The organism is Achromobacter sp. 2789STDY5608621 (assembly GCF_001299375.1).
Taxonomy (GTDB): Bacteria; Pseudomonadota; Gammaproteobacteria; order Burkholderiales; family Burkholderiaceae_B; genus Achromobacter; species Achromobacter insuavis.
Genome location: NZ_CYTU01000005.1, coordinates 8,898 through 33,388, shown reverse-complemented (window position 1 = coordinate 33,388; position 24,491 = coordinate 8,898). Strand labels below are relative to the sequence as shown.

Here is a 24,491-nt window from a genome sequence, read left to right as displayed (position 1 = left end):
GAAAGATCGGGGACGCGTCCCTGTCTAGCATGACGGCAGTTCTCAAAAGAGGGTTGCCTGTTCGTCATGTTTTCGCTCGCCCGCCTGGTCGCCGTCGCCATGCTCCTGATCGCCGCCGGCGGTTGCCAGGGCGGGGCCCCGGCCGCGCCGCCGACCATCGCCCGCGGCGACTATCCGGCGGTAGTGGCGTACCTGAAGCAGCGCATTGCCTATGACCTGGACGCGCAGCGGGTGCCGGGCCTGTCGATCGCCATCGTCGATGACCAGCGCACGGTCTGGAGCAGCGGCTTCGGCTATGCCGATTCGGCGCGCCATCGCAACGCCACCGGCGACACGCTCTACCGGGTAGGCGCCATCTCCAAGGTCGTGACCGCCGCGGGCGTGCTGCGCGCCGCCGACGACGGCCGCCTGTCGCTGGACATCCCCGCCGCCCAGGCGCTGCCGCAATCGGCGCTGGAGCCGCGCCGCGCCGCCATGCACTGGATGGGCACCTATCCCTTCACCGTCCGCCGCCTGCTGGCATTGCGTCCCGACACGCTGGAAGACACCATGGGCCGGGCCCGCGCCGACATGGGCTACGCCATGCTCGGCGACATGGTGGCGCACGCCGCCGACGAGCCCTTCGACGCCTACGTGCGCCGCACGCTGCTGCAGCCGCTGAACATCTCGCGCGCCGGCTTCCGGCTGGCGGCCGCCGGCGACGACGCGCGTGAACTGCGCGCGGCCGGCTACCGCCGCGGCATCCCGTGGGTCGAACAGCCGCAGCCGAACGAGGCCGCGGAAGGCCTGTGGGCCAGTTCCGCCGAGATGGCGCGTTTCTCCAGCATGCTGTTCGGCGGCGGCACCTACCAGGGGCGCCGCATCCTCAACGACGAATCCGCGCTCACGCTGCTCAACCTGGAGACGGTGGCCAACGGCATGGACCTGGAGTGCCGCCTGGCGCTGTCGTGGCTGGCGGCGCCCTGCGATGCCGACTACATCGCCGGCGACGCGCTGCGCGACCACAGTGGTGCAACCGAAGCCTTCCATGCCCGCTGGCTGCTGGCGCCGCGCGAGAAGCTGGCGGTGCTGGTGATGAGCAATGCCGACAGCGCCGAGCCGCTGGTGGCCTCGGTCTCGACCCTCGCCATGAACCTGATGCGCCAGGCCAAGGGCGTGGCGCAAGAGTAGGCATGCGCCGCGGCAGCCGCGGCGTGGCCCAGTTTTCCCCTCAACCTCGTTTCCCGGATGTTTTTATGAAGCGAAATCTCTCTTTGTCCCTGATGCAGCGCCGCGCCGGCGCGGCGTGTTTGCTGGCCAGCCTGCCGGTGTTGTCGTTCGCCGCGGGCGGCCAGCAGGTCGCCGACAATTCGGTCTACGGTTCTCGCGGCGCCAGCTCGCGCGGCATCGAGGTCGCCACCGGCGCCGAGAAGCCGGCCGAGGAGTGGAAGTTCTACGGCACGCTGGGCGTCGGCTACGCGCCGCGCTACAGCGGCAGCGACGAGAGCTCGGCCCTGCCGATCTTCGGCCTGGGCATCCGCAGCCCGGGCGGCTTCTTCCTGGACACGGCCCACGGCCTGGGCTGGGAGACGCAGGCGCTCAGCAGCACTTTCCGCTTCTACGTCGCGCCCAGCGCCTCGCGCAAGGACCACAAGAAGGGATTCGAGGGCTCGAACAAGCTGCGCGGCATGGGCGACATCAAGAGCCGCGCGCAGATCGGCATGGATGCCGAGACGCAGCTAGGCCCGGTGACGCTGTCGGCCACGGTGGCGCACGCATTCAAGAAGGGCGACGACCGGGACGTGGGCAGCGCCTACACGCTGTTCAACCTGGGCGCCAGCACCACGGTGTACGAAGGTTCGGCGGGCGCGATCTCGCTGGCGCTGAGCAGCAACTTCGGCGACGGCAACTACATGCGCACTTGGTACGGCGTGAGCGATCGCCAGTCGGCCAACTCGGGCTACCGCCGCTACAACCCCAAGGGCGGCCTGGAAAGCATCGGCCTGGGCGCGACCTGGGCGCTGCCGTTGAGCAAGGAATGGTCGTGGTCGGTCGCGGCCGAGGCGCGCCGCCTGTATGGCGACGCGGCCGACAGCCCGATCGTGAAGGATCGCAACCAATACTCGATCGGCACGATGATCACCTACACGTACTGAGTGTGTGGCGGTAAACGCCCGCCCCGGGCGGGGCGGGCGGCTGGGGCGGTTCGGCGGGCCATGCGGCCGCCGACGCCGCCCGCGGGGGGGTATTACAGGCCCTGCACGCGGCGGCCGGTGTCGGCCTCGAACCAGTGCAGCGGGTGGCGGCCGTCGGGGCCGACGTTGACGCGGTCGCCGACCTTGGCCGAGGACTCGGACAACTGGCGGGTGGTGCAGCGCACGACCAGGGTGGTCTTGCCGCAGCGGCAGTGGACCAGCTGTTCGGAGCCCAGCGTTTCGACCATCTCGACTTCGGCCGGCACGCCCTGCGTGTTCAGCAGCATGTGCTCGGGGCGCATGCCCATGATGACCTTGCGGCCGCGCACCTGCGACGGCACCTGCAGCGGCGAGATCTCCAGCGCCAGGCCGTCGGCGGTCTGCACCGTGCCGTCGCCGGCGACGTTGACTTCCATCAGGTTCATCGGCGGCGAGCCGATGAAGCCGGCCACGAAGGTCGAAGCTGGCTTCTCGAACACTTCCATCGGCGTGCCGATCTGCTCGGGCACGCCCTGGTACATGACGATCATGCGGTGCGCCAGCGTCATGGCCTCGACCTGGTCGTGCGTCACGTACAGGCTGGTGGTGCCCAGGCGGCGGTGCAGCTTCATGATCTCCAGGCGCATCGCCACGCGCAGCTTGGCGTCCAGGTTCGACAGCGGTTCGTCGAACAGGAACACCTTGGGTTCGCGCACGATGGCGCGGCCCATGGCCACGCGCTGGCGCTGGCCGCCCGACAGGGCGCGCGGGCGGCGGTCCAGCAGGTGGCTCAGTTCCAGGATCTGCGCGGCGGCGTCGACGCGCTTCTTGATCTCGTCTTTGGAGAACTTGCGGATCTTCAGGCCGTACGCCATGTTCTCGAACACGGTCATGTGCGGGTAGAGCGCGTAGTTCTGGAACACCATCGCGATGTCGCGTTCGGCCGGCTCGAGATTGTTGACGACCTTGTCGTCGATCACGATCTCGCCGCTGGTCACGGTTTCCAGGCCGGCGACCATGCGCATCAGCGTGGACTTGCCGCAGCCCGAGGGGCCGACGATGACGATGAATTCACCGTCCTTCACATCCATGTCGATGCCATGGATGACCGGCACGTTGCCGGCGTAGGTTTTCTTTACGTTGCGAAAGCTGAGAGTAGCCATGAGTTATTCGTATCGGAGTCGTTGTCGGGTAGGCGATAGGGGAGGGTCACTTTTCAGTGTCGACCAAGCCCTTGACGAACCATTTCTGCATCAGGATGACGACCAGCGCCGGCGGGATCATCGCCAGCATGGCGGTGGCCATGGTGATGTTCCATTCGGTCACGCTGTCGCCGCCGCTGATCATCCGCTTGATGCCGATGACGACGGGGTACATGTCTTCCTGCGTGGTCACCAGCAGCGGCCACAGGTATTGGTTCCAGCCGTAGATGAACTGGATCACGAACAGCGCGGCGATGCTGGTCTTGGACAGCGGCAGCAGCACGTCGCGGAAGAAGCGCACCGGGCCGGCGCCGTCGATGCGGGCGGCCTCGATCAGTTCGTCCGGCACCGTCAGGAAGAACTGGCGGAACAGGAAGGTGGCCGTGGCCGAGGCGATCAGCGGCAGCGTCAGGCCGGCGTAGCTGTTGAGCAGGCCGAGGTCGGCCACCACCTTGTAGGTGGGCGCGATCCGCACTTCGACCGGCAGCATCAGCGTGACGAAGATCATCCAGAAAAAGAACATGCGGCCGGGGAAGCGGAAATACACCACCGCGAAGGCCGACAGCAGCGAGATCGCGATCTTGCCGATCGAAATCGCCAGCGCCATGATCAGGCTGACGTACATCATGCGGCCCACCGGCGCGCCCGAGGAGCCGCCGGAAGAGCCGCCGAACAGCGCCTGCATGTAGTTGTCGACGAAGTGCGGACCGGGGATCAGCGACATCGGCGCGGAGGCCACTTCCTGCGCGGTCTGGGTCGACGCGACGAAAGTGACGTAGAGCGGAAAGGCCACCATCGCCACCCCGCACAGCAGGATGACGTGGGCCAGAATATCCAGCCAGGGACGGCGTTCAACCATTGTTATCTGCCTCGAAAATCAATACTGCACTTTGCGGTCGACGTAGCGGAACTGCACGACCGTCAAGGCAATCACAATGAACATCAGCACCACCGACTGGGCCGCGGACGAGCCGAGGTCCAGGCCACGGAAGCCGTCGCTGTACACCTTGTAGACCAGGATCGAGGTCGACGTGCCCGGGCCGCCCTGCGTGGTGGTGTCCACCACCGCGAAGGTGTCGAAGAAGGCGTAGATGATGTTGACCACCAGCAGGAAGAAGGTGGTGGGCGACAGCAGCGGGAACACGATGCTCCAGAAGCGGCGCGACGGGCTGGCGCCGTCGATCGCGGCGGCTTCGATGAGCGAGCGCGGAATCGACTGCAGGCCGGCCAGGAAGAACAGGAAGTTGTACGAGACCTGCTTCCAGACGGCGGCGATCAGCACCAGGATCATGGCCTGGTTGCCGTCCAGGCGCGGGTTCCAGTCGACGCCGGCCTGGCGCAGGGCCACGGCCAGGATGCCGACCGAGGGCGAGAACAGGAACAGCCACAGCACGCCGACCACGGCGGGCGCGACGGCGTAGGGCCAGATCAGCAGGGTCTTGTAGAGCCCGGCGCCGCGGATCACGCGGTCGGCCATGACGGCCAGCAGCAGCGAGACGCCCAGGCCGACCACGGCGACCAGGATCGAGAACACCGCCGTGACACGGAAGGAATCGAGGTAGGCCTGTTGCGAGAACAGCTCCATGAAGTTGTCGAAACCGACGAACTCGGAGGACAGGCCGAAGGCATCTTCCAACCGCATCGACTGCCACATGGCCTGGCCGGCGGGAAGGAAGAAGAAGACCACGGTAATGACGATCTGCGGCAGGAGCAGCAGATAGGGCAGGGTCTTGTGCCCAAAGACAACACGTTTTTCCATAGGGGGAACCCAAGGTACGAAAAACGGCGGTTGGATTAACCGCCGCTTGAAACCGCCGGCCGGGAAGCGGCACCGGCCTGGCTCGAGGCGCCCGAGGGCGCCGGCAACGCATAAGCACGATAGGCTTAAAGCCCCAAAATAACCAGGGCTTTAAGCCTCGCTTGAATCACGCAAGCCCCTGTCACGAAACGGAAATCGTGCGTGGCGGGGGCTTGTTCCGAGTCCCGGAACGGGCGTTACTTTACACTCTTCTCGAACTTTTCCAGCAGTTCGTTGCCGCGCTTGACGATGTTCTCGGCGCCGTCCTTGGCCGCGACCTTGCCGGCCACGATGCGTTCGATTTCGGCGTCCTCGATTTCACGGATCTGCGGCAGGAAGCCCAGGCGCAGGCCACGCGATTGCGCGGTGGTTTCGACGTTCAGCTGCTTGACGCCGACTTCGGTGCCGGGGTTCTTGTCGTAGAAGCCGTCTTTCTTGGTCAGCTCGTAGGCGGCCTTGGTGACGGGCACGTAGCCGGTCTGCTGGTGCCAGCGGGCGGCGATTTCCGGGCTGGCCAGGAACTTGAAGAACGCGGTCACGCCCTTGTAGGTTTCCGGCTTCTTGTTGGCGAAGACCCACAGCGAGGCGCCACCGATGATGGTGTTCTGCGGCGCGCCCTGCACGTCGGCGTAGTAGGGCACGGTCGAGGTGCCGAATTCGAACTTGGCGTTCTTGGCGATGTTGGCGCGCAGGCCCGACGAACCGGTGATCATGGCGCACTTGCCGCTGATGAACAGCGAGTTCGGCTCGTCGCCGCGGCCGCCGTACATGAAGATGCCTTCCTTGCCCAGCTTGGCCAGGTTTTCCAGGTGGCGCACGTGCAGCGGGGTGTTGATGGCGATGCGGGCGTCCAGGCCGCCGAAGCCGTTGTCCTTGGTGGCGTACGGCACGTTGTGCCAGGCCGAGAACGTTTCCAGCTGGACCCACGACGGCCACGACGTGGTGTAGCCGCATTCCTGGCCCGCGGCCTTCAGCTTCTGGCCGGCGGCGGCCAGTTCTTCCCAGGTCTTGGGCGGCTTGTCGGCGTCCAGGCCGGCCTTCTTGAAGGCGTCCTTGTTGTAGTAGAACACCACGGTCGAGCTGTTGAAGGGCATCGACACCAGCTTGCCGTCGGCCGACGAGTAGTAGCCGGCCACGGCGCCGATGAATTCCTTCGGATCGATCGGGTTGCCGACTTCTTCCGACATCTGCTGCACCGGCTTGATGGCGCCCTTGGCGTACATCATGGTGGCGGTGCCGACTTCGAACACCTGGAGGATGTCCGGGGCGTTGCCGGCGCGGAACGCGGCGATGCCGGCGTTCATGGATTCGCCATAATTGCCCTTGTAGACGGCCTTGACCTGGTAGTCGGGGTTCTTCTTGTTGAACTCGTCGACGAGGCCGTTCACGCGGTCGCCCAGCGCGCCTTCCATCGAGTGCCAGAACGTGATTTCGGTGGCCGCGTGCGCGGAAGCGCCGGCGAAGGCCGCCATGACGGCGGCAAAGGTGAGGGCAATTCGGTGGGATCGCATGAGAGGTTTCCTCCAGTTGGGCGTGTCGCGACCGGGATTGTCCGGGCGCGGAAAACACGTCACCTTATGAATTGTTTGTGACAAAACCGTGACTTTCACATCACTTAAAACGCCTGTCAAATTGCGCGTTTTAGGCGCGAACGAACATTTTCTTTTTTTTCCCGCTGGAGCCGGCCGGTTTACAATCGCTTCCTATGAAAAACGAACTTTCGATTGCGTTCATCGGCGGCGGCAATATGGCCGCTGCCCTGGCCTCCGGCCTTGCGGGCAAAGTATGCCCCGCCGGCAGCATTCATGTCATTGACATTAACCAGGATTCGCACGCCGCCTGGCAGGCCCGCGGCATGACCACCGCGACCGCTCCGGACGAGGCCCTGGCGCGCTGCCGCGTGTGGGTGTTCGCAGTCAAGCCACAGAACATGAAAGACGTTGTGGCTTCCACGCGTCAGTGGTTGCGCGACGACACATTGGTGGTAAGCGTGGCGGCCGGCATCCGCGCCGATACGCTGGCCGGCTGGCTCGGCACGCCCGAGGCGCCGTGGCGCCGCCTGGTGCGCTGCATGCCCAATACCCCGGCGCTGGTCGGCGCCGGCATCACCGGCCTGGCGGCGCTCGACGGGGTGGGGCAGGCCGACCGTGACCTGGCCGCCAGCATGCTGGCCAGCGTCGGCGACGTGGTCTGGGTGGCCGACGACGCGGCGCTGGACGCCGTGACCGCGCTGTCGGGCAGCGGCCCGGCCTACGTCTTCCTGTTCCTGGAAGCCCTGATCGCCGGCGGCCAGAAGGTCGGCTTGACGGCCGAGCAGGCGCGCCAGCTGGCGCTGGGCACTTTTGCGGGCGCCACCAAGCTGGCGGCCGAATCGTCCGAGCCGCCGTCGGTGCTGCGCGAGCGCGTCACCTCCAAGGGCGGCACCACCGCCGCGGCGCTGGCCGCGTTCAATGCCGCCGGCTTTGCCGGCATCGTCGAGGACGCCATGGCCGCGGCCGCGCAGCGTTCGCGCGAGCTGGCCGAGGAGTTCGGCAAGTGAGCCAGGCCGCCGCGCGCTTTGCCCCCATGAGCCGGGCGCAGTTCGGCATCGCCGTGCTGTGCATGCTGCTGGTGGTGGTGGGCTCGAACATCCTGGTGCAGGTGCCGCTGAACGATTGGCTGACCTGGGGCGGCCTGTCGTATCCGGTGGCGTTCCTGGTGACCGACGTGCTCAACCGCCGCTTCGGCCCCGCGGCCGCGCGCCGGGTGGTGTGGTTCGGTTTCGCCGCGGCGCTGGCGGTGTCGGTGTGGGTGGCGTCGCCGCGCATCGCGCTGGCCTCGGGCCTGGCCTATATCTGCGCGCAGCTGGTCGACATCCAGGTGTTCGACCGCCTGCGCGACCAGCGCTGGTGGCGCGCGCCGCTGGTGTCAGGGGTGCTGGGCGCGATCCTCGACACCGCGGTGTTCTTCAGCGTGGCCTTCGCCGCCACCGGCACGCCCTGGGTGACCTGGATGATGGGCGACCTGGCGATCAAGCTGGTGGTCAACATCAGCATGCTGGCGCCGTTCCGCGCGCTGATGTGGAATCTGGCAAAACCTGCCAGCGTCTGATTTTCGAAAATCGGTGATTATTATTAACGGGATAATCATTATTCGTAAGACTCGCGTAAGTACTGTATGAAAATGCGAAGTCAAACGGCGTATTAATGATTATTCATATAAATCACCTGCCATCGAATGCATCGCGGCGCCATGGGAAATCCAAGGCGCCGCGCGGATTTTTCCTGCGTTTTCACATACTTGTCGCACCGATCCGTCACGATTAAAGATTTCTCCTGAAATATTGGGGATTACACGCAGTGACAGTATGTCTGCTTGCTTCCAGAATACCGGCCACACCGTGTTTTTGCCCAAGAAGCCGGCGACGCGCGATACGGGTTGCGGGGTATCCACCCGACAGACCGGATCGAACAGAGCCGCTCAAAACCTCGCTGGAGAACTCCGCATGAAGTTTCTGCATCGCCTTACCCCGGTAGCTATGGCATTCGGGGCGCTTGCCCTGGCAGGTTCCGTGCACGCCGCCGATACGATCAAGATCGGCATCCCGCAGCCCATGACGGGCCCCAACACCCAATACGGCGACCAGATCCAGGCTGGCGCGCTGACTGCCATCGAGACCATCAACGCCAAGGGCGGCGTGAAGGGCAAGAAGCTCGAACCGATCCTCATCGACGACGGCTGCGAACCGAAGCAGGCCGTGCCGGCCGCCAACCGCGTGGTCAACTCCGGCGCCAAGTTCGCCGTGGCCCATGCGTGCTCGGGCGTGACCGTGGCCGCCGTGAACGTCTACGAACAGGAAGGCATCGTCGGCATCACCCCGGGCGCGACGTCGCCGCTGGTCACCGACACGATCAAGCCGCATTACTTCTTCCGCACCATCGGCCGCGACGACCAGCAAGGTCCGTACGCCGCCCGCTACATCGCCAACACCCTCAAGCCCAAGAAGGTCGCCGTGCTGCACGACAAGCAGACCTACGGCTCGGGCGTGGCCACCCAGGTCAAGGACACCCTGACCAAGGAAGGCGTGAACGTGGCGCTGTTCGAAGGCATCAACGTCGGCGACAGCGATTACTCGGCCATCATCACCAAGCTCAAGTCGGCCGGCGTCGACCTGGTCTACTTCGGCGGCTACCACCCCGAACTCGGCCTGCTGCTGCGCCAGTCGCGTGAACAGGGCCTGAAGGTCCAGTTCATGGGTCCGGAAGGCACCGCCAACCAGGATCTGGTGGCGATCGCCGGCCCGGCCATCGAGGGCCTGCTGGTCACGCTGCCCGCCGACTTCACCAAGCTGCCGGGCAACGAAAGCATCGTCAAGGCCTTCAAGGACGCCAAGCGCGATCCGGACGGCGCCTTCCAGATGCCGGCCTACGCCGCGGTGCAGATCCTGGCCGACAGCATCACCGCCGTGGGCGAGGATCCCGCCAAGGTCGCCGACTACATGCACAAGACCACGTTCAACACCGGCATCGGCAAGGTCGAGTACGACGCCAAGGGCGATCTGAAGAACTTCGAGTTCGCCGTTTACAAATGGGACAAGAACGGCAAGAAGACCCAGCTGTAAACTCCCGCGATTCCGCCGGCGTGGTGCCGGCGTGAGGGCCTGTCGTCGTCGTTGTGTCGTAATCCGCGTAGCGATGCGCCAAAAGCGCTGTGCGGCCGGCACGCGATGATCACAGGCCCTTAAAATACGCCCAGGTTTCCGGCTCCGGGTCTCTCTACCGGAGCCGGAACTATTTGGAGCACAGAGAAATAATGTCTGACCTCATACCCCAACTTACCCAGCAATTCTTCAACGGATTGTCTCTGGGCGCGATCTACGCGTTGATTGCCATCGGCTACACAATGGTCTACGGCATCATCGGTATGATCAACTTCGCTCACGGCGAAATTTATATGATCGGCGCCTATGTCGGCCTGGTCACCCTCACGGCCATCGGCACCGGTAGCGGCCTGCCGGTCCCGTTCATCATCGCCGCCATGCTGTTGGTGGCCATCGTCGTCACCGGCATCTACGGTTTCAGCGTCGAGCGGGTCGCGTACCGCCCGGTGCGGGGCAGCCCCCGCCTGGTGGCGCTGATCTCGGCCATCGGCATGTCGATCTTCCTGCAGAACTGGGTCGCCCTGGGCCAGGGCGCGCGCGACATGGCGGTGCCATCGCTGGTGTCCGGCGCGGTGCAGTTCCACATGGGATCCGACTTCGATGTGACGGTGCCGTATTCGCGCATCATGATCATCCTGGTGACCGTGGCGCTGATGGTCGGCCTGACGCTGTTCATCAAGTACTCCCGCATGGGCCGCGCCTCGCGCGCCTGCTCGCAGGACATGCACATGGCCAACCTGCTGGGCATCGACACCAACCGCGTGATCTCCTTCACGTTCGTGATGGGCGCGATCCTGGCGGCGGTGGGCGGCGTGCTGATCGCCATCACCATCGGCAAGCTCAATCCCTTCATCGGCTTCCTGGCCGGCATCAAGGCCTTCACGGCGGCGGTGCTGGGCGGCATCGGCAGCATCCCCGGCGCCATGCTGGGCGGCGTGTTGCTGGGCCTGGCCGAAACGTTCGCGGCAGCCTATATCTCGTCGCAGTACAAGGACATCGTGGCGTTCTCGCTGCTGGTCCTGATCCTGCTGTTCCGTCCCACCGGGCTGTTGGGCAAACCTGAGGTGGAAAAAGTCTGATGTCGAACAACAATCTCAAAAACGCCACGATGGCGGCGGTGCTGACCGCCGTCATCGTCACCCCCGTCTTCGGCCTGCAACTGATCCGTCAGGGCGCCCGCACGTCGATGGAGTCGCACTGGTCGCTGGTGGCCCTGGCCGCCGCGGTCGTGTTCGTGTTCCAGCTGCTGCGGCCCTGGATCGCCAAGCCGTTCCAGAAGCTCAAGACCAATCTGCCGACCTTGCCCTCGGCCCCGGCCAAGAGCAACAAGCTGCTGATGTTCCTGATCCTGGCGGTGGCCGTGACCTGGCCGTTCTTCGCCGGCCGCAGCTCGGTCGACATCGCCACGCTGGTGCTGATCTACGTGATGCTGGGCCTGGGCCTGAACATCGTGGTCGGTTTCGCCGGGCTGCTGGACCTGGGCTTCGTCGGCTTCTACGCCGTCGGCGCCTATACCTACGCCTTGCTGTACCACTGGGGCGGCTGGAGCTTCTGGGAGGCGCTGCCGTTCTCGGGCGCGATGGCCGCGCTGTTCGGCTTCATCCTGGGCTTCCCGGTGCTGCGCCTGCGCGGCGACTACCTGGCCATCGTGACGCTGGGCTTCGGCGAAATGATCCGCCTGTTGCTGATCAACCTGAACACGCTCACGGGCGGTCCGGACGGTATCTCGGGCATTCCCAAGCCGTCGGTGTTCGGCCTGGAGATGACGCGTCGCGCCAGCACGGAAGGGGGCACCACGTTCCATGACTTCTTCGGCCTGACGTTCCAGAACCAGCACATGGTGATCTATCTGTACATGATGGCGCTGCTGCTGGCGCTGGTGACGCTGTTCGTCTCGACGCGCCTGATCCGCATGCCGGTCGGCCGCGCCTGGGAGGCGCTGCGCGAGGACGAGATCGCCTGCCGTTCGCTGGGCCTGAACCCGACCCGCATCAAGCTGTCGGCGTTCACGCTGGGCGCGACCTTCGCCGGTTTCGGCGGCGCGTTCTTCGCGGCGCGCCAGGGCATGGTCAACCCCGAATCCTTCACCTTCATCGAGTCTGCGCTGATCCTGGCGATCGTGGTGCTGGGCGGCATGGGGTCGCAGGTGGGCGTGATCCTCGCCGCCATCCTGCTGACGGTGCTGCCCGAGCTGGCGCGCGAGTTCGCCGAGTACCGGATGCTGATGTTCGGTCTGGTGATGGTATTGATGATGATGTGGCGTCCGCAGGGGTTGTTGCCCATGAAGCGTCCCCACGTGGAGCTGGCTAAATGAGCGAGGCATTGCTGAAAGTATCCGGACTGACCATGCGCTTCGGCGGCCTGCTGGCCGTCGATAGCGTGGCGTTCGAAGTCAAACCCGACGAGGTGTTCGCCATCATCGGCCCCAACGGCGCCGGCAAGACCACCGTGTTCAACTGCGTGGGCGGTTTCTACGCGCCGACCGCGGGCGACATCGTGATGGACGGCAAGTCCATCACCGGCCTGCCGAGCCACAAGGTGGCGCGTCACGGGCTGGTGCGCACGTTCCAGAACGTGCGGCTGTTCAAGCAGCTGACGGTGCTGGAGAACCTGCTGGTGGCGCAGCACACGCAGGTGGAGTCGCGCCTGTTGCCGGGCCTGCTCAAGACCAAGTCCTATCGTCAGTCGGAAGCCGACGCGCTGTCGCGCGCGGCGCAGTGGCTGGATTTCATGGGCCTGCGCGAGTATGCCAACCGCGAGGCGGGCAACCTGGCCTACGGCCACCAGCGTCGCCTGGAAATCGCGCGCTGCATGATCACCAAGCCGCGCCTCTTGATGCTGGACGAGCCGGCCGCCGGCCTGAACCCGCAGGAAAAGCGCGATCTGCAGTCGCTCATCGACCAGCTGCGCCGCGAGTTCGGCGTGGCGGTGCTGCTGATCGAGCACGACATGAGCCTGATCATGGGCATTTCCGACCGCATCCTGGTCATGGAGCACGGCAAGCCCATCACTACCGGCACCCCCGAGCAGGTGCGCAACGACGAGCGCGTCATCAAGGCGTACCTGGGGGAGGAATAAATGCTGAAGCTGGAAAACATTCACACGTTCTACGGCGCCATCCAGGCGCTCAACGGCGTGTCGGTGGACGTCAACAAGGGCGAGATCGTGACCCTGATCGGCGCCAACGGCGCCGGCAAGACCACGCTGCTGATGACGGTCTGCGGCAATCCGCGCGCCAAGGAAGGCAAGATCACCTTCGAGGGCGAGGACATCACCAACAAGGACACGCACCACATCATGCGCAATGGCATCGCCATTTCGCCGGAAGGGCGGCGCGTGTTCAAGGACCTGACGGTGGCCGAGAACCTGATGATGGGCGGTTTTTTCTCCAAGCGCGAGGAGATCCAGGCGGGCATCGACCACGTCTATGGCTTGTTCCCGCGCCTGAAGGAGCGGGCCAGCCAGCGCGCCGGGCTGATGTCGGGCGGCGAGCAGCAGATGCTGGCGATCGGGCGGGCCTTGATGACGCGGCCGCGCCTGCTGCTGCTGGACGAGCCGACGCTGGGGCTGGCGCCGCTGGTGATCGCACAGATCTTCGACATCATCCGCGAGATCCGCGAGCAGGGCGTGACGGTGTTCCTGGTCGAGCAGAATGCCAACAAGGCGCTGCAGGTGGCGGATCGCGGGTATGTGCTGGAGAACGGGCGGGTGGTGCTCCAGGATACGGGGGCGAATCTGCTGGTCAATGATCAGGTGCGGAAGGCTTATCTGGGCGGGTGATCCGCTTGAAGGTTTTATTCCCCGCGAAGGGAAATTTGGGCGCTACTGCGAAGGGCGCCCTTTTTTTTCGTCTTGGTGAAGGCGGAGGGGGCTTCGTAGGTCGCCCGAGGCGGGTGGCGGGTGGGCGCGGCGGGCCAACGATTGCGGTCCGGAGCGTTCGCTCCGGACTGCCCCGTTGTCATCTTCGTCACAGCCTGCGGCTGTTCCTTCAGATTCCCTCGGGCGCATCGACGGCCCGCCGCGCCCACCCGCCACCCGCCTCGGGCTGCGGATTGCGAGGCTTGTCGCGCTGCTGGAGCGTGGGGTAAGGGGCGGGTTTTGCGGGGCCCGCCAAGATTGGCCGCGCGGGCGGCCAATCTTGGCATACGCGGTGGGGTTGCGTCGGGAGGATGACGCTGCGCGCTGGGGGAGGGGGGGGGCCGCCTGGGTGGGGAGAGAGGGGCCGAGCTTTTTCAGGGCAACTCGACCGCGCCGTAGGGCTCGCGTATTACTTGTCCGCGGGGGCCAGGGCTTCTGCCCAGTTCTTTTTCATGGCGGCGATGCGGGCCTCGTAGGCGGATTTCAGGCAGGTGGCGTCGGGGCAACGGTCGCGCACGGTGGTGCGCCATTGCGTCTGTTCTTTTGCCACGGGATCGCGCCATTCGCCGGTTTCACCGTCACGGCCAGCGGTTTCGGACTGGATCTTGTCGTAGAGATCCTTCACCTGATCGTCCAGCCTGGACAGCGACGGGTCGGCGCAGATCAGATGTTCGACATGGGTTTTCGCGGCCTTGCAGTCGAAGCCGGCGGCGTGGGCGGCTTTGACTGGCAGGAACGGAGCGCTGGCGAGGACGGCGCAGATTGCCGCATGCAGGATCGCATGTTTGCCTTGAGCGCTTTGCCGGCGCGGGCCTTTCATGATGGCGGTCGGCATTGCCGCGGGAACGGGGTTGCGCACGTCCTTGACTCCTGAATGATCCGCGGCCACCGACAGGGTGGACCGACGGATCGATTCTCCCGGTTGTCGGGAGGTTGTGCAACTCGCGGGCCTTGCCTACGCGGCGATGCGTTGCTCGGGCTGGTCGGCCAGGTAGTGGGCGATGGCGGCGCGGGCCAGGGCGTCGATCGAGTCGGTCAGGGTGATGCCCAGGCTGGGGCGCAGGGCGTGCGGCACGGCCAGCGGCAGTTCGGTGCAGCCCAGGACGACGGCGTCGGCGCCGCGGGCCTTGAGGCGGGCGATGCATTCGGCGGCGGGGGCGAAGGCGGCTTCGAGCTGGTTGCCCTTGACGGCGCGGATCGAGGCCATGCAGTAGCGTTCGACTTCATCGTCGTCGGGGACGATGCATTCGTAGCCCTGGGCTTCGAGGTGGCGCTGGTAGAGGCCGAGCTTGAGCGTGGCGGCGGTGCCCATCAGGCCGATGCGGCCCTGCTGCAGGCCGAGGCGGCGCAGGTCGTCGATGACGGCCTGGATGATGTGCAGCACGGGGCGCTGGGTGGCGGCGGCGATGTCGTCGTACCAGAGGTGCGCGGTGTTGCAGGGGATGGCGATGAGCTGGGCGCCGGCGCGTTCCAGAAAGCGCACGCCTTCGACCATGTAGGGCAGGGGATTCTCGCCGCCGGCCATGTAGGCGCTGGAACGATCGGGGATGCGCGGATCGTTGCGAAGCAGGGTGGGGATGTGCTGCTGGTCCGCGTCGGCGGGCGTGAGCGCCGCGAGGCGGAGCGCGAAGGCGGCGCCGGCCATGGGGCCCATGCCGCCCAAAACACCCAGGTAACAGCCCTGGGAATAGCTATTCACTTTGTTGACTCCAAGGTAATGCATCACCGGGTGCCAGTACCTGGCCCGGGCGCTCGGCGCCGGTCCGTTCCCCGTCCCACACCTGCCGGCCATTGACCCACACGCCGTGGATGCCCTGGCTAACCTGAATGGGAGCTGAAAAAGTGGCCACATCTGTCACCGTGGCGGGATCGAACAGCACCAGATCAGCATGATACCCCTCGCGCAGCAGGCCGCGCTCGGACAGGCCGTATTGGGCCGCCGCCAGGCCGGTCATCTTGTGGATGGCGGTTTCGAGCGACAGCAGCTGTTGTTCGCGCACCATGGTGCGCAGCACGTTGGTGAAGGTGCCCCACTGGCGCGGGTGCGGATGCGGGTCGAACGGCAGGCCATCGGAGCCGACCATGGTCAGCGGATGGCTGAAGATGCGGTTGACGTCGGCCGGATCCATCAGGAAGTAGATGGCGCCGGCGGGCGCCAGGCGGGCCAGGGCGGCTTCGTCGTCCAGGCCCAGTTCGGCCATGACGTCGGCGAAGTCGCGGCCGGTGGCCTCGGGGTAGCCCTTGGACCAGGTGATCAGGGTGCGGCTGGCCAGGCGGGCGCGGTCCAGCCGCAGCATGGTCGAGGTGGCGGGATACGGGTGGCAGTCGAGGCAGACGCGCTGCGTGGCGGCGGCGCGGCTGATCATGTCCAGCGTTTCGCGGCTGCGCCCGTGGTTGCGTTCGCCGGCCAGCTTGTGGTGCGAGAACACCACGCGGCAGTCCAGTTCGCGGCCGATCAGCAGCGCCTCTTCCATGGCCGGCACGATGTGGTCGGCCTCGTCGCGCAGATGGGTGGCGTAGATCGCGCCGGCGCGGCCGCGCAGCGGCTGGCAGACGTCGACGATCTCGTCGGTGGGCGCGGCGCTGGCGGGCGGGTAGAAGGTGCCGGTGGAGACGCCGAAGGCGCCGGCCTCCAGCGCCTCGTCGAGCAGGGCGCGCATGGCCTGGCGTTCGGCGTCGGTGGCGGCGCGGCCGGTGTCGTCCATGACCGCCACGCGCAGCGTGGTGTGGCCGACCAGCGGGATGACGTTGACCGCGGCGGGCGCGTCGGCCAGGGCCTGGAGCCAGGCGCGGAAGGTTTCGAAGCGGAACAGCTCGGGCGGACCCAGCAGGTCCAGCGGCTGCGGGATCTCCTGGCGCGACAGCGGCGCCAGGCTGACGCCGCAGTTGCCGGTGACGACCGTGGTGATGCCTTGCGAGACCTTGGGCAGCATCTCGGGATGCGCCAGCAGGTAGCCGTCGTCGTGGGTGTGCGAGTCGATGAAGCCGGGCGCCAGCGCCAGGCCGCGGGCATCGATCACCGGCACGCCGGGGGCGTGGGCGAATTCGCCCAGCGCCACGATGCGTCCGGCGCGCACCGCCAGGTCGCCCTGGCGCGACGGCCCGCCGCCGCCGTCGATGAGCGTGGCGCCGGCCACGATGAAGTCGGCGCGCGGGGCGGGGTCCAGCCGGGTGCTGCGGTCCGTCATGGCGGGGCTCAGTCCAGTTTCTCGATGCCGGCGGTTTCGATGATCTGCTTCCACTTGGCGGTTTCGCGATCGATCAGCTGCTTGAATTCATCCGGCGCGCCGCTGGCGGGCACCGCGCCCAGCGTTTCCAGGCCGGTGCGGACCTCGGGGGCCTGCAGCGCCTTCTGGATGGCGGCATTGAGCTTGGCGACGACCTCGGGCGGGGTGCCCTTGGGCGCGACCACGCCGCCCCAGGCCACGGTTTCGTAGCCCTTCAGGCCGGCTTCGTCCAGCGTCGGCACGTCGGGCATCAGCGCCAGGCGCTTCAGGCTGCTGACGCCGATGGCGCGCACCTTGCCGCTCTTGACCAGCGGGGTGGCCTCGGAGGTGTTGACGAACAGGTAGTCCAGGCGCCCGCCCAGCAGGTCCTGGATGGCGGCGGGGCCGCCGTTGTACGGGATGAACATGACGTCGACCTTGGCCATGCTCTTGAACAGTTCGCCGCCCATGTGGCCGGTGGTGCCGACGCCGGAAGCGCCGTACGACAGGCGGCCGGGCTCCTTGCGGGCGCGGTCGATCAGGTCCTGCACGCTCTTGACGGGCGAGTCGGCCGGCACGATCAGCGCGTTGTACAGGTCGAACATGTGGGCCACGGGCGCCAGGTCCTGGTCGACGTCGTAGGGCAGGCGCTTGAACAGCGAGCGGTTGACCGCCAGCGTGTTGATGTTGCCGTAGCCCACCGTGTAGCCGTCGGGCGCGGCGCGCTTGACCAGCGCGATACCGATGTTGCCGGCGGCGCCGGGACGGTTTTCCACCACCAGGGTGGCGCCCGTGTCCTTGGAGATCTGGGTCGTGATCAGGCGCGACAGCACGTCGGGCGAACCGCCGGCGGCCGACGGCACGATGAAGGTGATGGGCTTGTCGGGATAGGCGCCGGCGGCCTGGGCGCCCGCGGTGAAGGTGGTGGCCAGCGCCAGGGCGGCGAGGCTGCGGAAGAAGGTGCGTTGCATGCTGGATTTCCCCTTGTTTTGTTGTGTGGAGGCCGGCAGATTAGCACCGGGCATGCGGCACCGCGTCATCGAAAAATGTCGAAAACCTATAATCCGCCGTTATTGATCAAGGGGAACCAACATGGATGAGCAGGCCTATGCCGACGAGGTCGGGCCCAGCGCCGGCCGGCCGCTGAACCTGCGCCAGATCGAGGTGTTCCGCGCCATCATGATGGCCGGTTCGATCAGCGGCGCGGGGCGCATGCTGCACGTGTCGCAACCGGCGGTGAGCCGGGTGCTGGCGCTGACCGAGACGCGCCTGGGCTACCGGCTGTTCGAGCGGGTCAAGAGCCGGCTCTCGCCCACCGCCGAGGCGCGGCGCCTGTATGCGGAGGTCGAGCAGGTCTATGGCGGCATCCAGCGCGTCAACGATCTGGCGGCCAGCCTCGGGCAATCGGGCGCGGGCATGCTCAAGATCGTCGCCAGCGCCAGCTATGGCCAGCGGCTGGTGCCGATGGCGCTGGGCCGCTTTCGCGACCGCAATGCCGACGCGCGGGTCGATTACCGCAGCGTCACGTTCGACGAACTGGCGTCGTATTTCCTGTCGGGACAGGCCGATATCGGCATCTCGATGCGGCCGCCGGACCATCCCAACCTGGCCTCGACCCGGCTGGCGACGGTGCCGGTGATCTGCGCGCTGCCCAAGGGCCATCCGCTGGCCGCGCACGAGGTGGTGCATCCGGAGGATTTCGCCTCGGCGGCCTGGATCGGCTATCCCCACGACACGCCGCTGGGACGCGCGCTGCAGTCGTTCTTCGGCGGCGCGCCGGCCTGCGCGGCGGCGGTCGAGGTGCATTCGCCGGTGACGGCCTGTTCGTTCGTGCAGCAGGGCCTGGGCCCGGCGCTGGTGGATGCCTGGTGCGTGTCGCCGGATCAGACCGACAGCATGGTGCTGCGGCCGATCGCGCCGGGCGCCAGCGTCGAGATCTGGGCCACGCATTCGAACCTGAGCGCGCCGCCGCTGCTGGCGCGGCGCTTCCTGGCGGCGGTCAAGAAGATCCTGGAGAGCGCGGCGCCGGCCGTGGCGGGGGCCTGAAAAAAGAACGCCCCGGCGTCCAGGACGGCCGGGGCGATGGCGCGCGGGCAGGCCGGCGCCGATGCCGTCATGCCAGGCCTTCGGCCTTGAGCGCGGCCTTGACGCCGGCGTTGTCTTCCATGCGCTTGAAGAACGCGGCCAGGTGGTCCTGGCCCGCCAGGTCGACCTGCTTGGCGTGGGCCCAGCGCAGCACCACGTAGAGGTAGGCGTCGGCGATCGACGGCGCCTCGCCGCCCAGGTAGGGTTGGTTGATGAGCTGGGCGTCCAGCAGCGCGAACAGGCGCGTCAGGATCTTGGAGGCCGAGGCGGCCAGTTCCTGCTGCGGGCCTTCTTCGTTGAGGAAGCGGCCGGCGCCGAAGATCATCGAGAAGGTCTTGTGGATGTCGGAGTTGATGAAGCCGAGCCAGCGGCGCACGTCGGCGCGCGAGCGGGCCGAGCCGTCGCCCAGCAGCTTGGCCTGCGGCGCCTGTTCGGCCAGGTATTCCAGAATCGCGACGTTCTGGGTCAGCGCGAAACCGTCGTCGACCAGCGCGGGCACGGCGCCCAGCGGATTGACCTTCAGGAACTCGGGACCCTTGAGTTCGTCGCGGCTGAGCTTGTGCGTGTCATAGGGCTTGCCGATCCATTCCAGCACGATGTGGGAGGCGAGCGAGCACGCGCCGGGCATGTAGTACAGTTTCATGTAAGGGAGTCTCCTGAGAGAAATGGACGGGCAGCCACCCGTCGCTGGCTCCTATGGTACGCCACCCGCAAGGCGCCGCGCCGTGCCGCCGCGCTTCACCCCGCCGCCGGAGATGTCCATGCCGTCACGCCCGTCCGCGATCCGTCGCGCCTCGTCCCTGATCGCCTTCGCCGGCGCCGCGCTATGCGCGGCCAGCGTCTGGGCCACCCCGCAGAAAAGTCCCGACAAACCGCCCGCCGCGCGCGCGCAGGTGACCGTCGTGGTGGGCGGCCTGGAGCATCCCTGGTCGATGGCCTTCCTGCCCGAGGGCGGCATGCTGATCACCGAGCGCCCCGGCAGCCTGCGGCTGCTGCGCATCCCGGGCGGCCTGTCCCAACCGCTGGCCGGCGTGCCCAAGGTGGCGGCGCAGGGGCAGGGCGGCCTGCTGGACGTGGCCCTGTCGCCGGGCTTCGCGCAGGACCGCTACGTCTATCTGTCATACGCCGAATCGGATGGCTCGCGCAGTGGCACCGCCGTCGGCCGCGGCCGGCTGTCGGCCGACGCCACGGCGCTGGAGGACTTCCAGGTGCTGTTCCGCCAGGCGCCCAAGCTGTCGCAGGGCCTGCATTTCGGCTCGCGCCTGGTGTTCGACGGCAAGGGCCATCTGTTCATTTCACTGGGCGAGAACAACCAGCGCCCGACCGCGCAGGACCTCGACAAGCTGCAGGGCAAGGTGGTGCGCCTGAACGTCGACGGCTCGGTGCCGCCCGACAATCCCTTTGTCGGCAAGGCCGGCGCGCGGCCGGAAATCTGGTCGTACGGGCACCGCAATCCGCAGGGCATGGCGATGAATCCGTGGAGCGGCGCGCTGTGGGAGCACGAGCACGGCCCGCGCGGCGGCGACGAGATCAACCTGGTGCAGCCCGGCAAGAACTACGGCTGGCCGCTGGCGACCTACGGCATCAATTACTCCGGCCAGCCGATTCCCGAGGCCAAGGGCGAGACGCTGCCGGGCATGGAATCGCCGCTGTACTGGTGGGCCAAGTCGCCGGCCATCAGCGGCATGGCGTTCTACGATGCCGACCGCTTTCCCGCCTGGCGCCATTCGCTCTTCATCGGCGCGCTGGCCGACCAGGATCTGATCCGGCTGACGCTGGACGGCGACAAGGTGGTGGCCGAGGAACGCCTGCTGGGCGAGCGCAAGGCCCGCATCCGCGACGTGCGGCAGGGGCCGGACGGATTTGTGTACGTGCTGACCGACGCGTCGCCGGGCGAGCTGCTGCGGCTGGCGCCGGCGCCAGCGGGAGGGTGATGTCATGAAGACCTATGAATTGATCGGCTCGCCCGGCTGCGGTTCGGCCGTGGTCGAGATGGCGCTGGCGCTGGCCAGCGTGCCGCACACGCTGACCGACGTGCCGTACCTCAAGCCCGGTCCCGAGCGCGACCGGCTGCTGCACCTCAATCCGCTGGGCCAGGTGCCGACGCTGATCACGCCGGACGGCGAAGTGATGACCGAAAGCGCGGCGATGGTGCTGCACCTGCACGACGTGGCGCCGCAGGCCGGCCTGGCGCCCGAGCCGTCGCGGCCCGAGCGGGCGCGCTTCCTGAACCTGCTGGTGCGGCTGGTGGCGGCGATCTATCCCACCTTTACCTACGGCGACGATCCGCCGCACTGGACCACGCCGGGCGCGGCGGCCGACCTGCTGCGCGAGCGGGTGCATACGCGGCGCGCGGAACTGTGGCTGGAACTGGAGCGCCAGGCCGGCGCGCCGCACATGCTGGGCCGGCGCTTTTCGGCGCTGGACCTGTACGTGACGGTGATGACGCGCTGGCGGCCGGGGCGCGCCTGGTTCGAGGCCCACTGTCCGGCCTTGACGGCGGTCGCCGACCAGGCGGCGCTGGAGCCGACCGTGGCGGGCGTGCTGCGCCGTAATTTCCCGCCGCCGACCGAATAGCGGGCGTGCCGCGCGGGGCCGACCATTGACCGCCGCGCGGCTTGGCCGGCCTGGCCGCTAGGCCTTGGCGCGCCGCTTGTGCGAGCCGCGCGCCTCGCGCACCGCGATGTAGACGCCGCTGCCGGCGATGAACAGCGCGCCCAGGTAGGCATAGGCGTCGGGCGCCTCGCGCCAGAAGATCCAGCCCAGCAGCGTGGCCCAGATCAGGCCGGTGTAGTCGAACGGCGCCACCACCGAGGCCGGCGCGATGCGAAAGCCCTGCGTGATCAGCGCCAGCCCGAGCGTGCTGAACAGCGCCACCGCCGCGAAATAGGGCAGGTCGGCCATGGCCGGCGTGTGCCAGACCCAGGGCAGGGCCACCGCGCTGCACACCAGCTGGCCGGCGACGATGTAGAAGGTGGTGGTCAGCATGCCTTCGCCGCGGCTGATGCCGCGCGCCGTGATCATCATGACGGCGTACAGGAAGGCGGTGGTCAGCGGCAGCAGGGTTGCGGCCTGGAAGGCGTCGGTGCCCGGCCGCACGATGATCAGCACGCCCGCGAACCCGGCCAGCACCGCCAGCCAGCGCCGGCCATCGACGCGTTCCTTCAGGATCAGCACCGACAGCGCCGTGACGAACAACGGCGCGGCGAACGCGATGGCGGTGGCCTCCGCCAGCGGCAGCGCGCGCAACCCCAGGTAGAAACAACAGGCCGAGACCACGTTGATGGCGCCGCGCGTCAGGTGCAGGCCGGGATGGGCCGTGCGCAGCACCCGGCGTCCGCCCAGCCAGACGGCCAGGGCGGTGACGAACGGCAGCGCGATCAGCGCGCGCAGGAACAGGATCTGCAGCGGGTTGTAGGAGGTGCCCAGCCATTTGGCGTTGGCGTCGCTGAGCGTCAGGAAGAAGATGCCTCCGGCGACACAGGCGATGCCCGTGAAGACGGAGTGGTCACGCGCGGCGGGAAAAACGGTAGAGGACGACATCGGGGTTCAGCAGGAAAGGCGGCCGAGGCCGCCAGGAGGCAATGCGGGGGTGCCGGGCCGCGGCCCGGCGAGGGGTTCAGCCCTGGGCGCGGTAGGCGGCCAGCGCCACCATCGCCCAGGCGGCCAGGAAGGCCGCGCCGCCCACGGGCGTGATCGCGCCGAGCCAGTGGGTGCCGGTCAGGGTCAGGACGTACAGGCTACCTGAAAACAGGACGATGCCGATGAACATCACCAGGCCGGCGGCCGACAGCAGCGGCGAACCGTAGCGCGCGCCGAGCAGCGCGATGATGAACAGGCCCAGGCCGTGGATCAGATGGTACATGACGCCGGTCTGCCAGACCGCCAGCAGCTCGGGGGTCACCAGGCGCTTGAGGCCGTGCGCGCCGAAGGCGCCGGCGCCGATGGCGATCAGCAGGTTGATGGCCGCGAGAATGGTGAGCTGGCGGTCGGTCATGCGGGATCCTTTGCGGGAAAGTGGGCGCGGTTGCGCAGGTGCCTATGATAGGCCCATTCGCGGCGGCCCCGGCGGAGGATCAATCCACCGTCAGCACCGCCCGGCCCAGCACCTTGCCGGCGCGCAGCGACGCCAGCACGCTGTCGGCCGCATCCAGCGGATAGCGGTGCACCGGCATCGGCGGCACCTTGCCGGCCCGCACCAGTTCCATCAGCTCGCGCAGTTCGGCCAGGTTGCCGACGTAGCTGCCGATGATGGACATGGCCTTCATCGGAATCAGCGCGATCGGCCACGACGAGGCGCCGCCGAACAGCCCGACGATGATCAGCTTGCCGCCCTTGGTCAGGAAGTCGAACGCCAGCGCGGTGGTGGACGGGGCGCCCACCAGGTCGATGGCGGCCTGCAAGGGCTTGCCGCCGGCGGCCTGGATGATCTGCCGCGCGGCGTCGGGCGCGGCGCCGTCGATGGCGGCCAGCGCGCCGGCCTCCAGCGCGGCCTGGCGCTTGGCCGGGTCGATGTCGACCACGATGCCGCCCTTGCCGCCCAGCGCCTTGATCAGCGTCAGGCTCATCAGGCCCAGGCCGCCGGCGCCGAAGATGACCACGGGGTGCTCGCGGTAGACGGCCTCGCCGATCTTCCTGAGCGCCGAATAGGTGGTCAGGCCCGAGCAGGCGTAGGGGGCGATGCGGGCCGGATCGAGATCGCCGATGTCGATCAGGTAGCGCGGGTGCGGCACCAGCATCTGCTCGGCATAGCCGCCGGCGCGATGGATGCCCAGGCAGGCGGGGGCGGTACAGTGGTTTTCCTGCCCGGACAGGCAGGTGGGGCACGCGCCGCAGCCGATCCACGGATACACCAGGTAGTTGCGGCCGGTTTCGACGCCCGTGGCGTCGGGGCCGGCGGCGACCACGCTGCCGACCGTTTCATGGCCCATCGTCAGGGGCAGCGTCACGCCCCGTTCCTTGAGCGACAGGGTGCGGCCCTGGCCCAGGTCGTAGCCGCCTTCCCACAGGTGGATGTCGCTGTGGCAGACGCCCGCGGCGCGGACCTTCAGCAGCACCTGCGAGCCTTGCGGCGCGGCAATGGGCTGATCCATCTGCTGCAGCGGTTCGCGGAAATTGACGACGCAATAGCACTTCATGGAATGTCTCCTCTGGGGGGCGGTTTCTTGCTCTACCTGGGGCATTCTCAATCAGTTCGGTGGCAATCGGCAACCCGTCCGCCGCCACCGCGTCTGGCAGGCGCGCGTCAGCCGCCGCGGCGCACCAGCGTCGACTTGCCGAACAGGCTCTCGATCAGGTCCACCGCCAGGTCGGCGGTCTTGTTGCGCACGTCGAAGGCCGGGTTCAGTTCGACCACGTCGAGCGAGCGCATCAGGCCGGTGTCGGCGATCATCTCCATGCACAGCTGGGCCTCGCGGTAGGTCGGGCCGCCCATGACCGTGGTGCCGACGCCGGGCGCGATCTCCGGGTCGAGGAAGTCGACGTCGAAGCTGACGTGCAGGTGGGTGTCGGCGTCCAGGCCGGCCAGCGCCGCTTCCATCGTCGCGCGCA

General features: G+C 67.4%; 25 protein-coding genes. 12 read left to right on the top strand and 13 right to left on the bottom strand.

Features of this window, described 5'->3' with window-relative positions; genetic code table 11:
- The first annotated feature begins 66 nt into the window (after positions 1-66).
- Both AOZ53_RS07360 and AOZ53_RS07355 read left to right on the top strand, forming a co-directional pair.
- On the top strand, positions 67-1,170 hold the full coding sequence (locus tag AOZ53_RS07360) for a serine hydrolase domain-containing protein (protein WP_054487415.1): 1,104 nt from the start codon (positions 67-69) through the stop codon (positions 1,168-1,170).
- Positions 1,171-1,235: 65 nt separating this feature from the next.
- Positions 1,236-2,135, top strand: coding sequence for a MipA/OmpV family protein (locus tag AOZ53_RS07355; RefSeq protein WP_231690588.1), 900 nt, complete (start codon positions 1,236-1,238; stop codon positions 2,133-2,135).
- 92 nt (positions 2,136-2,227) lie between these two features.
- On the opposite strand, the gene AOZ53_RS07350 is transcribed toward AOZ53_RS07355, so the two are convergent.
- The 4 genes from AOZ53_RS07350 to ugpB form a co-directional block, all read right to left on the bottom strand.
- Positions 2,228-3,316, bottom strand: coding sequence for a sn-glycerol-3-phosphate import ATP-binding protein UgpC (locus AOZ53_RS07350; protein WP_054431443.1), 1,089 nt, complete (start codon positions 3,314-3,316; stop codon positions 2,228-2,230).
- A 46-nt stretch (positions 3,317-3,362) separates the two neighbouring features.
- The gene (gene ugpE, locus AOZ53_RS07345) at positions 3,363-4,214 is read right to left on the bottom strand and encodes a sn-glycerol-3-phosphate ABC transporter permease UgpE (RefSeq protein ID WP_006386445.1); all 852 of its coding nucleotides are present in this window, start codon (positions 4,212-4,214) and stop codon (positions 3,363-3,365) included.
- A gap of 18 nt (positions 4,215-4,232) precedes the next feature.
- Positions 4,233-5,114 carry a sn-glycerol-3-phosphate ABC transporter permease UgpA gene (gene ugpA / locus AOZ53_RS07340; protein WP_054431444.1) on the bottom strand — a complete coding sequence of 294 codons (882 nt, stop codon included), beginning with the start codon at positions 5,112-5,114 and terminating at the stop codon, positions 4,233-4,235.
- 236 nt (positions 5,115-5,350) lie between these two features.
- Positions 5,351-6,664: a sn-glycerol-3-phosphate ABC transporter substrate-binding protein UgpB gene (gene ugpB / locus AOZ53_RS07335; RefSeq protein WP_054431445.1), complete on the bottom strand. Its 1,314-nt coding sequence runs from the start codon at positions 6,662-6,664 to the stop codon at positions 5,351-5,353.
- Positions 6,665-6,858: 194 nt separating this feature from the next.
- Here ugpB and proC point away from each other — a divergent pair, with 194 nt between their 5' ends.
- The 7 genes from proC (at position 6,859) to AOZ53_RS07300 (ending at position 13,572) form a co-directional block, all read left to right on the top strand.
- Positions 6,859-7,692 carry a pyrroline-5-carboxylate reductase gene (gene proC, locus AOZ53_RS07330; RefSeq protein ID WP_054431446.1) on the top strand — a complete coding sequence of 278 codons (834 nt, stop codon included), beginning with the start codon at positions 6,859-6,861 and terminating at the stop codon, positions 7,690-7,692.
- 26 nt (positions 7,693-7,718) lie between these two features.
- Positions 7,719-8,243: a queuosine precursor transporter gene (locus tag AOZ53_RS07325; protein WP_035361466.1), complete on the top strand. Its 525-nt coding sequence runs from the start codon at positions 7,719-7,721 to the stop codon at positions 8,241-8,243.
- A gap of 394 nt (positions 8,244-8,637) precedes the next feature.
- Complete coding sequence (locus AOZ53_RS07320) at positions 8,638-9,753, top strand: branched-chain amino acid ABC transporter substrate-binding protein (RefSeq protein WP_025140820.1); 1,116 nt, start codon at positions 8,638-8,640, stop codon at positions 9,751-9,753.
- 191 nt (positions 9,754-9,944) lie between these two features.
- On the top strand, positions 9,945-10,871 hold the full coding sequence (livH, locus tag AOZ53_RS07315; RefSeq protein ID WP_054431447.1) for a high-affinity branched-chain amino acid ABC transporter permease LivH: 927 nt from the start codon (positions 9,945-9,947) through the stop codon (positions 10,869-10,871).
- Positions 10,871-12,106: a high-affinity branched-chain amino acid ABC transporter permease LivM gene (locus AOZ53_RS07310; protein WP_054431448.1), complete on the top strand. Its 1,236-nt coding sequence runs from the start codon at positions 10,871-10,873 to the stop codon at positions 12,104-12,106. Before livH ends, AOZ53_RS07310 begins: the two co-directional genes overlap by 1 nt.
- Entirely contained in the window at positions 12,103-12,870 is a 768-nt protein-coding gene (gene livG, locus AOZ53_RS07305; RefSeq protein ID WP_054431449.1) for a high-affinity branched-chain amino acid ABC transporter ATP-binding protein LivG, read from the top strand. Before AOZ53_RS07310 ends, livG begins: the two co-directional genes overlap by 4 nt.
- The gene (locus AOZ53_RS07300) at positions 12,871-13,572 is read left to right on the top strand and encodes an ABC transporter ATP-binding protein (protein ID WP_049073552.1); all 702 of its coding nucleotides are present in this window, start codon (positions 12,871-12,873) and stop codon (positions 13,570-13,572) included. It begins immediately after the preceding gene.
- Between the two features lie 487 nt (positions 13,573-14,059).
- Here the strand turns inward: AOZ53_RS07300 and AOZ53_RS07295 are convergent, their stop codons facing one another.
- The 4 genes from AOZ53_RS07295 to AOZ53_RS07280 all read right to left on the bottom strand — a co-directional run bounded on the left by AOZ53_RS07295 (position 14,060) and on the right by AOZ53_RS07280 (position 17,827).
- A complete protein-coding gene (locus AOZ53_RS07295) occupies positions 14,060-14,509 on the bottom strand; it encodes a lysozyme inhibitor LprI family protein (protein ID WP_231690587.1) in 450 nt (149 codons plus the stop codon).
- Between the two features lie 96 nt (positions 14,510-14,605).
- Complete coding sequence (locus tag AOZ53_RS07290) at positions 14,606-15,349, bottom strand: cysteate racemase (protein ID WP_054434034.1); 744 nt, start codon at positions 15,347-15,349, stop codon at positions 14,606-14,608.
- The gene (locus AOZ53_RS07285; protein WP_054487413.1) at positions 15,342-16,838 is read right to left on the bottom strand and encodes an N-acyl-D-amino-acid deacylase family protein; all 1,497 of its coding nucleotides are present in this window, start codon (positions 16,836-16,838) and stop codon (positions 15,342-15,344) included. Before AOZ53_RS07285 ends, AOZ53_RS07290 begins: the two co-directional genes overlap by 8 nt.
- A gap of 8 nt (positions 16,839-16,846) precedes the next feature.
- Positions 16,847-17,827: a Bug family tripartite tricarboxylate transporter substrate binding protein gene (locus AOZ53_RS07280; RefSeq protein ID WP_054487411.1), complete on the bottom strand. Its 981-nt coding sequence runs from the start codon at positions 17,825-17,827 to the stop codon at positions 16,847-16,849.
- A gap of 121 nt (positions 17,828-17,948) precedes the next feature.
- On the opposite strand from AOZ53_RS07280, the gene AOZ53_RS07275 reads away from it, so the two are divergent.
- Positions 17,949-18,902 (top strand): LysR family transcriptional regulator, encoded by a 954-nt coding sequence (locus tag AOZ53_RS07275; protein ID WP_054434037.1) that lies wholly within the window; start codon positions 17,949-17,951, stop codon positions 18,900-18,902.
- 67 nt (positions 18,903-18,969) lie between these two features.
- On the opposite strand, the gene AOZ53_RS07270 is transcribed toward AOZ53_RS07275, so the two are convergent.
- Complete coding sequence (locus tag AOZ53_RS07270) at positions 18,970-19,584, bottom strand: glutathione S-transferase family protein (RefSeq protein WP_054434038.1); 615 nt, start codon at positions 19,582-19,584, stop codon at positions 18,970-18,972.
- Positions 19,585-19,696: 112 nt separating this feature from the next.
- Here AOZ53_RS07270 and AOZ53_RS07265 point away from each other — a divergent pair, with 112 nt between their 5' ends.
- Together AOZ53_RS07265 and AOZ53_RS07260 are read left to right on the top strand one after the other, a co-directional pair.
- Positions 19,697-20,875, top strand: a complete 1,179-nt coding sequence (locus AOZ53_RS07265; protein WP_369816799.1) for a PQQ-dependent sugar dehydrogenase — start codon at positions 19,697-19,699, stop codon at positions 20,873-20,875.
- A gap of 4 nt (positions 20,876-20,879) precedes the next feature.
- Entirely contained in the window at positions 20,880-21,518 is a 639-nt protein-coding gene (locus AOZ53_RS07260) for a glutathione S-transferase family protein (protein ID WP_054476757.1), read from the top strand.
- A 57-nt stretch (positions 21,519-21,575) separates the two neighbouring features.
- Here the strand turns inward: AOZ53_RS07260 and AOZ53_RS07255 are convergent, their stop codons facing one another.
- The 4 genes from AOZ53_RS07255 to AOZ53_RS07240 form a co-directional block, all read right to left on the bottom strand.
- On the bottom strand, positions 21,576-22,484 hold the full coding sequence (locus tag AOZ53_RS07255; RefSeq protein WP_054487407.1) for a DMT family transporter: 909 nt from the start codon (positions 22,482-22,484) through the stop codon (positions 21,576-21,578).
- Positions 22,485-22,560: 76 nt separating this feature from the next.
- On the bottom strand, positions 22,561-22,938 hold the full coding sequence (locus AOZ53_RS07250; RefSeq protein ID WP_054487405.1) for a DUF423 domain-containing protein: 378 nt from the start codon (positions 22,936-22,938) through the stop codon (positions 22,561-22,563).
- 79 nt (positions 22,939-23,017) lie between these two features.
- Positions 23,018-24,079 (bottom strand): alcohol dehydrogenase, encoded by a 1,062-nt coding sequence (locus AOZ53_RS07245; protein WP_054434042.1) that lies wholly within the window; start codon positions 24,077-24,079, stop codon positions 23,018-23,020.
- Between the two features lie 107 nt (positions 24,080-24,186).
- The coding region (locus tag AOZ53_RS07240) for an arginase family protein (protein WP_197286461.1) at positions 24,187-24,491 on the bottom strand (305 nt) is incomplete at its 5' end.

Coding starts and splice junctions, on each gene's coding strand:
- AOZ53_RS07360 (WP_054487415.1), top strand. CDS start 67: ATGTTTTCGCTCGCCCGCCTGGTCGCCGTCGCCATGCTCCTGATCGCC.
- AOZ53_RS07355 (WP_231690588.1), top strand. CDS start 1,236: ATGAAGCGAAATCTCTCTTTGTCCCTGATGCAGCGCCGCGCCGGCGCG.
- AOZ53_RS07350 (WP_054431443.1), bottom strand. CDS start 3,316: ATGGCTACTCTCAGCTTTCGCAACGTAAAGAAAACCTACGCCGGCAAC.
- ugpE (WP_006386445.1), bottom strand. CDS start 4,214: ATGGTTGAACGCCGTCCCTGGCTGGATATTCTGGCCCACGTCATCCTG.
- ugpA (WP_054431444.1), bottom strand. CDS start 5,114: ATGGAAAAACGTGTTGTCTTTGGGCACAAGACCCTGCCCTATCTGCTG.
- ugpB (WP_054431445.1), bottom strand. CDS start 6,664: ATGCGATCCCACCGAATTGCCCTCACCTTTGCCGCCGTCATGGCGGCC.
- proC (WP_054431446.1), top strand. CDS start 6,859: ATGAAAAACGAACTTTCGATTGCGTTCATCGGCGGCGGCAATATGGCC.
- AOZ53_RS07325 (WP_035361466.1), top strand. CDS start 7,719: ATGAGCCGGGCGCAGTTCGGCATCGCCGTGCTGTGCATGCTGCTGGTG.
- AOZ53_RS07320 (WP_025140820.1), top strand. CDS start 8,638: ATGAAGTTTCTGCATCGCCTTACCCCGGTAGCTATGGCATTCGGGGCG.
- livH (WP_054431447.1), top strand. CDS start 9,945: ATGTCTGACCTCATACCCCAACTTACCCAGCAATTCTTCAACGGATTG.
- AOZ53_RS07310 (WP_054431448.1), top strand. CDS start 10,871: ATGTCGAACAACAATCTCAAAAACGCCACGATGGCGGCGGTGCTGACC.
- livG (WP_054431449.1), top strand. CDS start 12,103: ATGAGCGAGGCATTGCTGAAAGTATCCGGACTGACCATGCGCTTCGGC.
- AOZ53_RS07300 (WP_049073552.1), top strand. CDS start 12,871: ATGCTGAAGCTGGAAAACATTCACACGTTCTACGGCGCCATCCAGGCG.
- AOZ53_RS07285 (WP_054487413.1), bottom strand. CDS start 16,838: ATGACGGACCGCAGCACCCGGCTGGACCCCGCCCCGCGCGCCGACTTC.
- AOZ53_RS07280 (WP_054487411.1), bottom strand. CDS start 17,827: ATGCAACGCACCTTCTTCCGCAGCCTCGCCGCCCTGGCGCTGGCCACC.
- AOZ53_RS07275 (WP_054434037.1), top strand. CDS start 17,949: ATGGATGAGCAGGCCTATGCCGACGAGGTCGGGCCCAGCGCCGGCCGG.
- AOZ53_RS07270 (WP_054434038.1), bottom strand. CDS start 19,584: ATGAAACTGTACTACATGCCCGGCGCGTGCTCGCTCGCCTCCCACATC.
- AOZ53_RS07265 (WP_369816799.1), top strand. CDS start 19,697: ATGTCCATGCCGTCACGCCCGTCCGCGATCCGTCGCGCCTCGTCCCTG.
- AOZ53_RS07260 (WP_054476757.1), top strand. CDS start 20,880: ATGAAGACCTATGAATTGATCGGCTCGCCCGGCTGCGGTTCGGCCGTG.
- AOZ53_RS07255 (WP_054487407.1), bottom strand. CDS start 22,484: ATGTCGTCCTCTACCGTTTTTCCCGCCGCGCGTGACCACTCCGTCTTC.
- AOZ53_RS07250 (WP_054487405.1), bottom strand. CDS start 22,938: ATGACCGACCGCCAGCTCACCATTCTCGCGGCCATCAACCTGCTGATC.
- AOZ53_RS07245 (WP_054434042.1), bottom strand. CDS start 24,079: ATGAAGTGCTATTGCGTCGTCAATTTCCGCGAACCGCTGCAGCAGATG.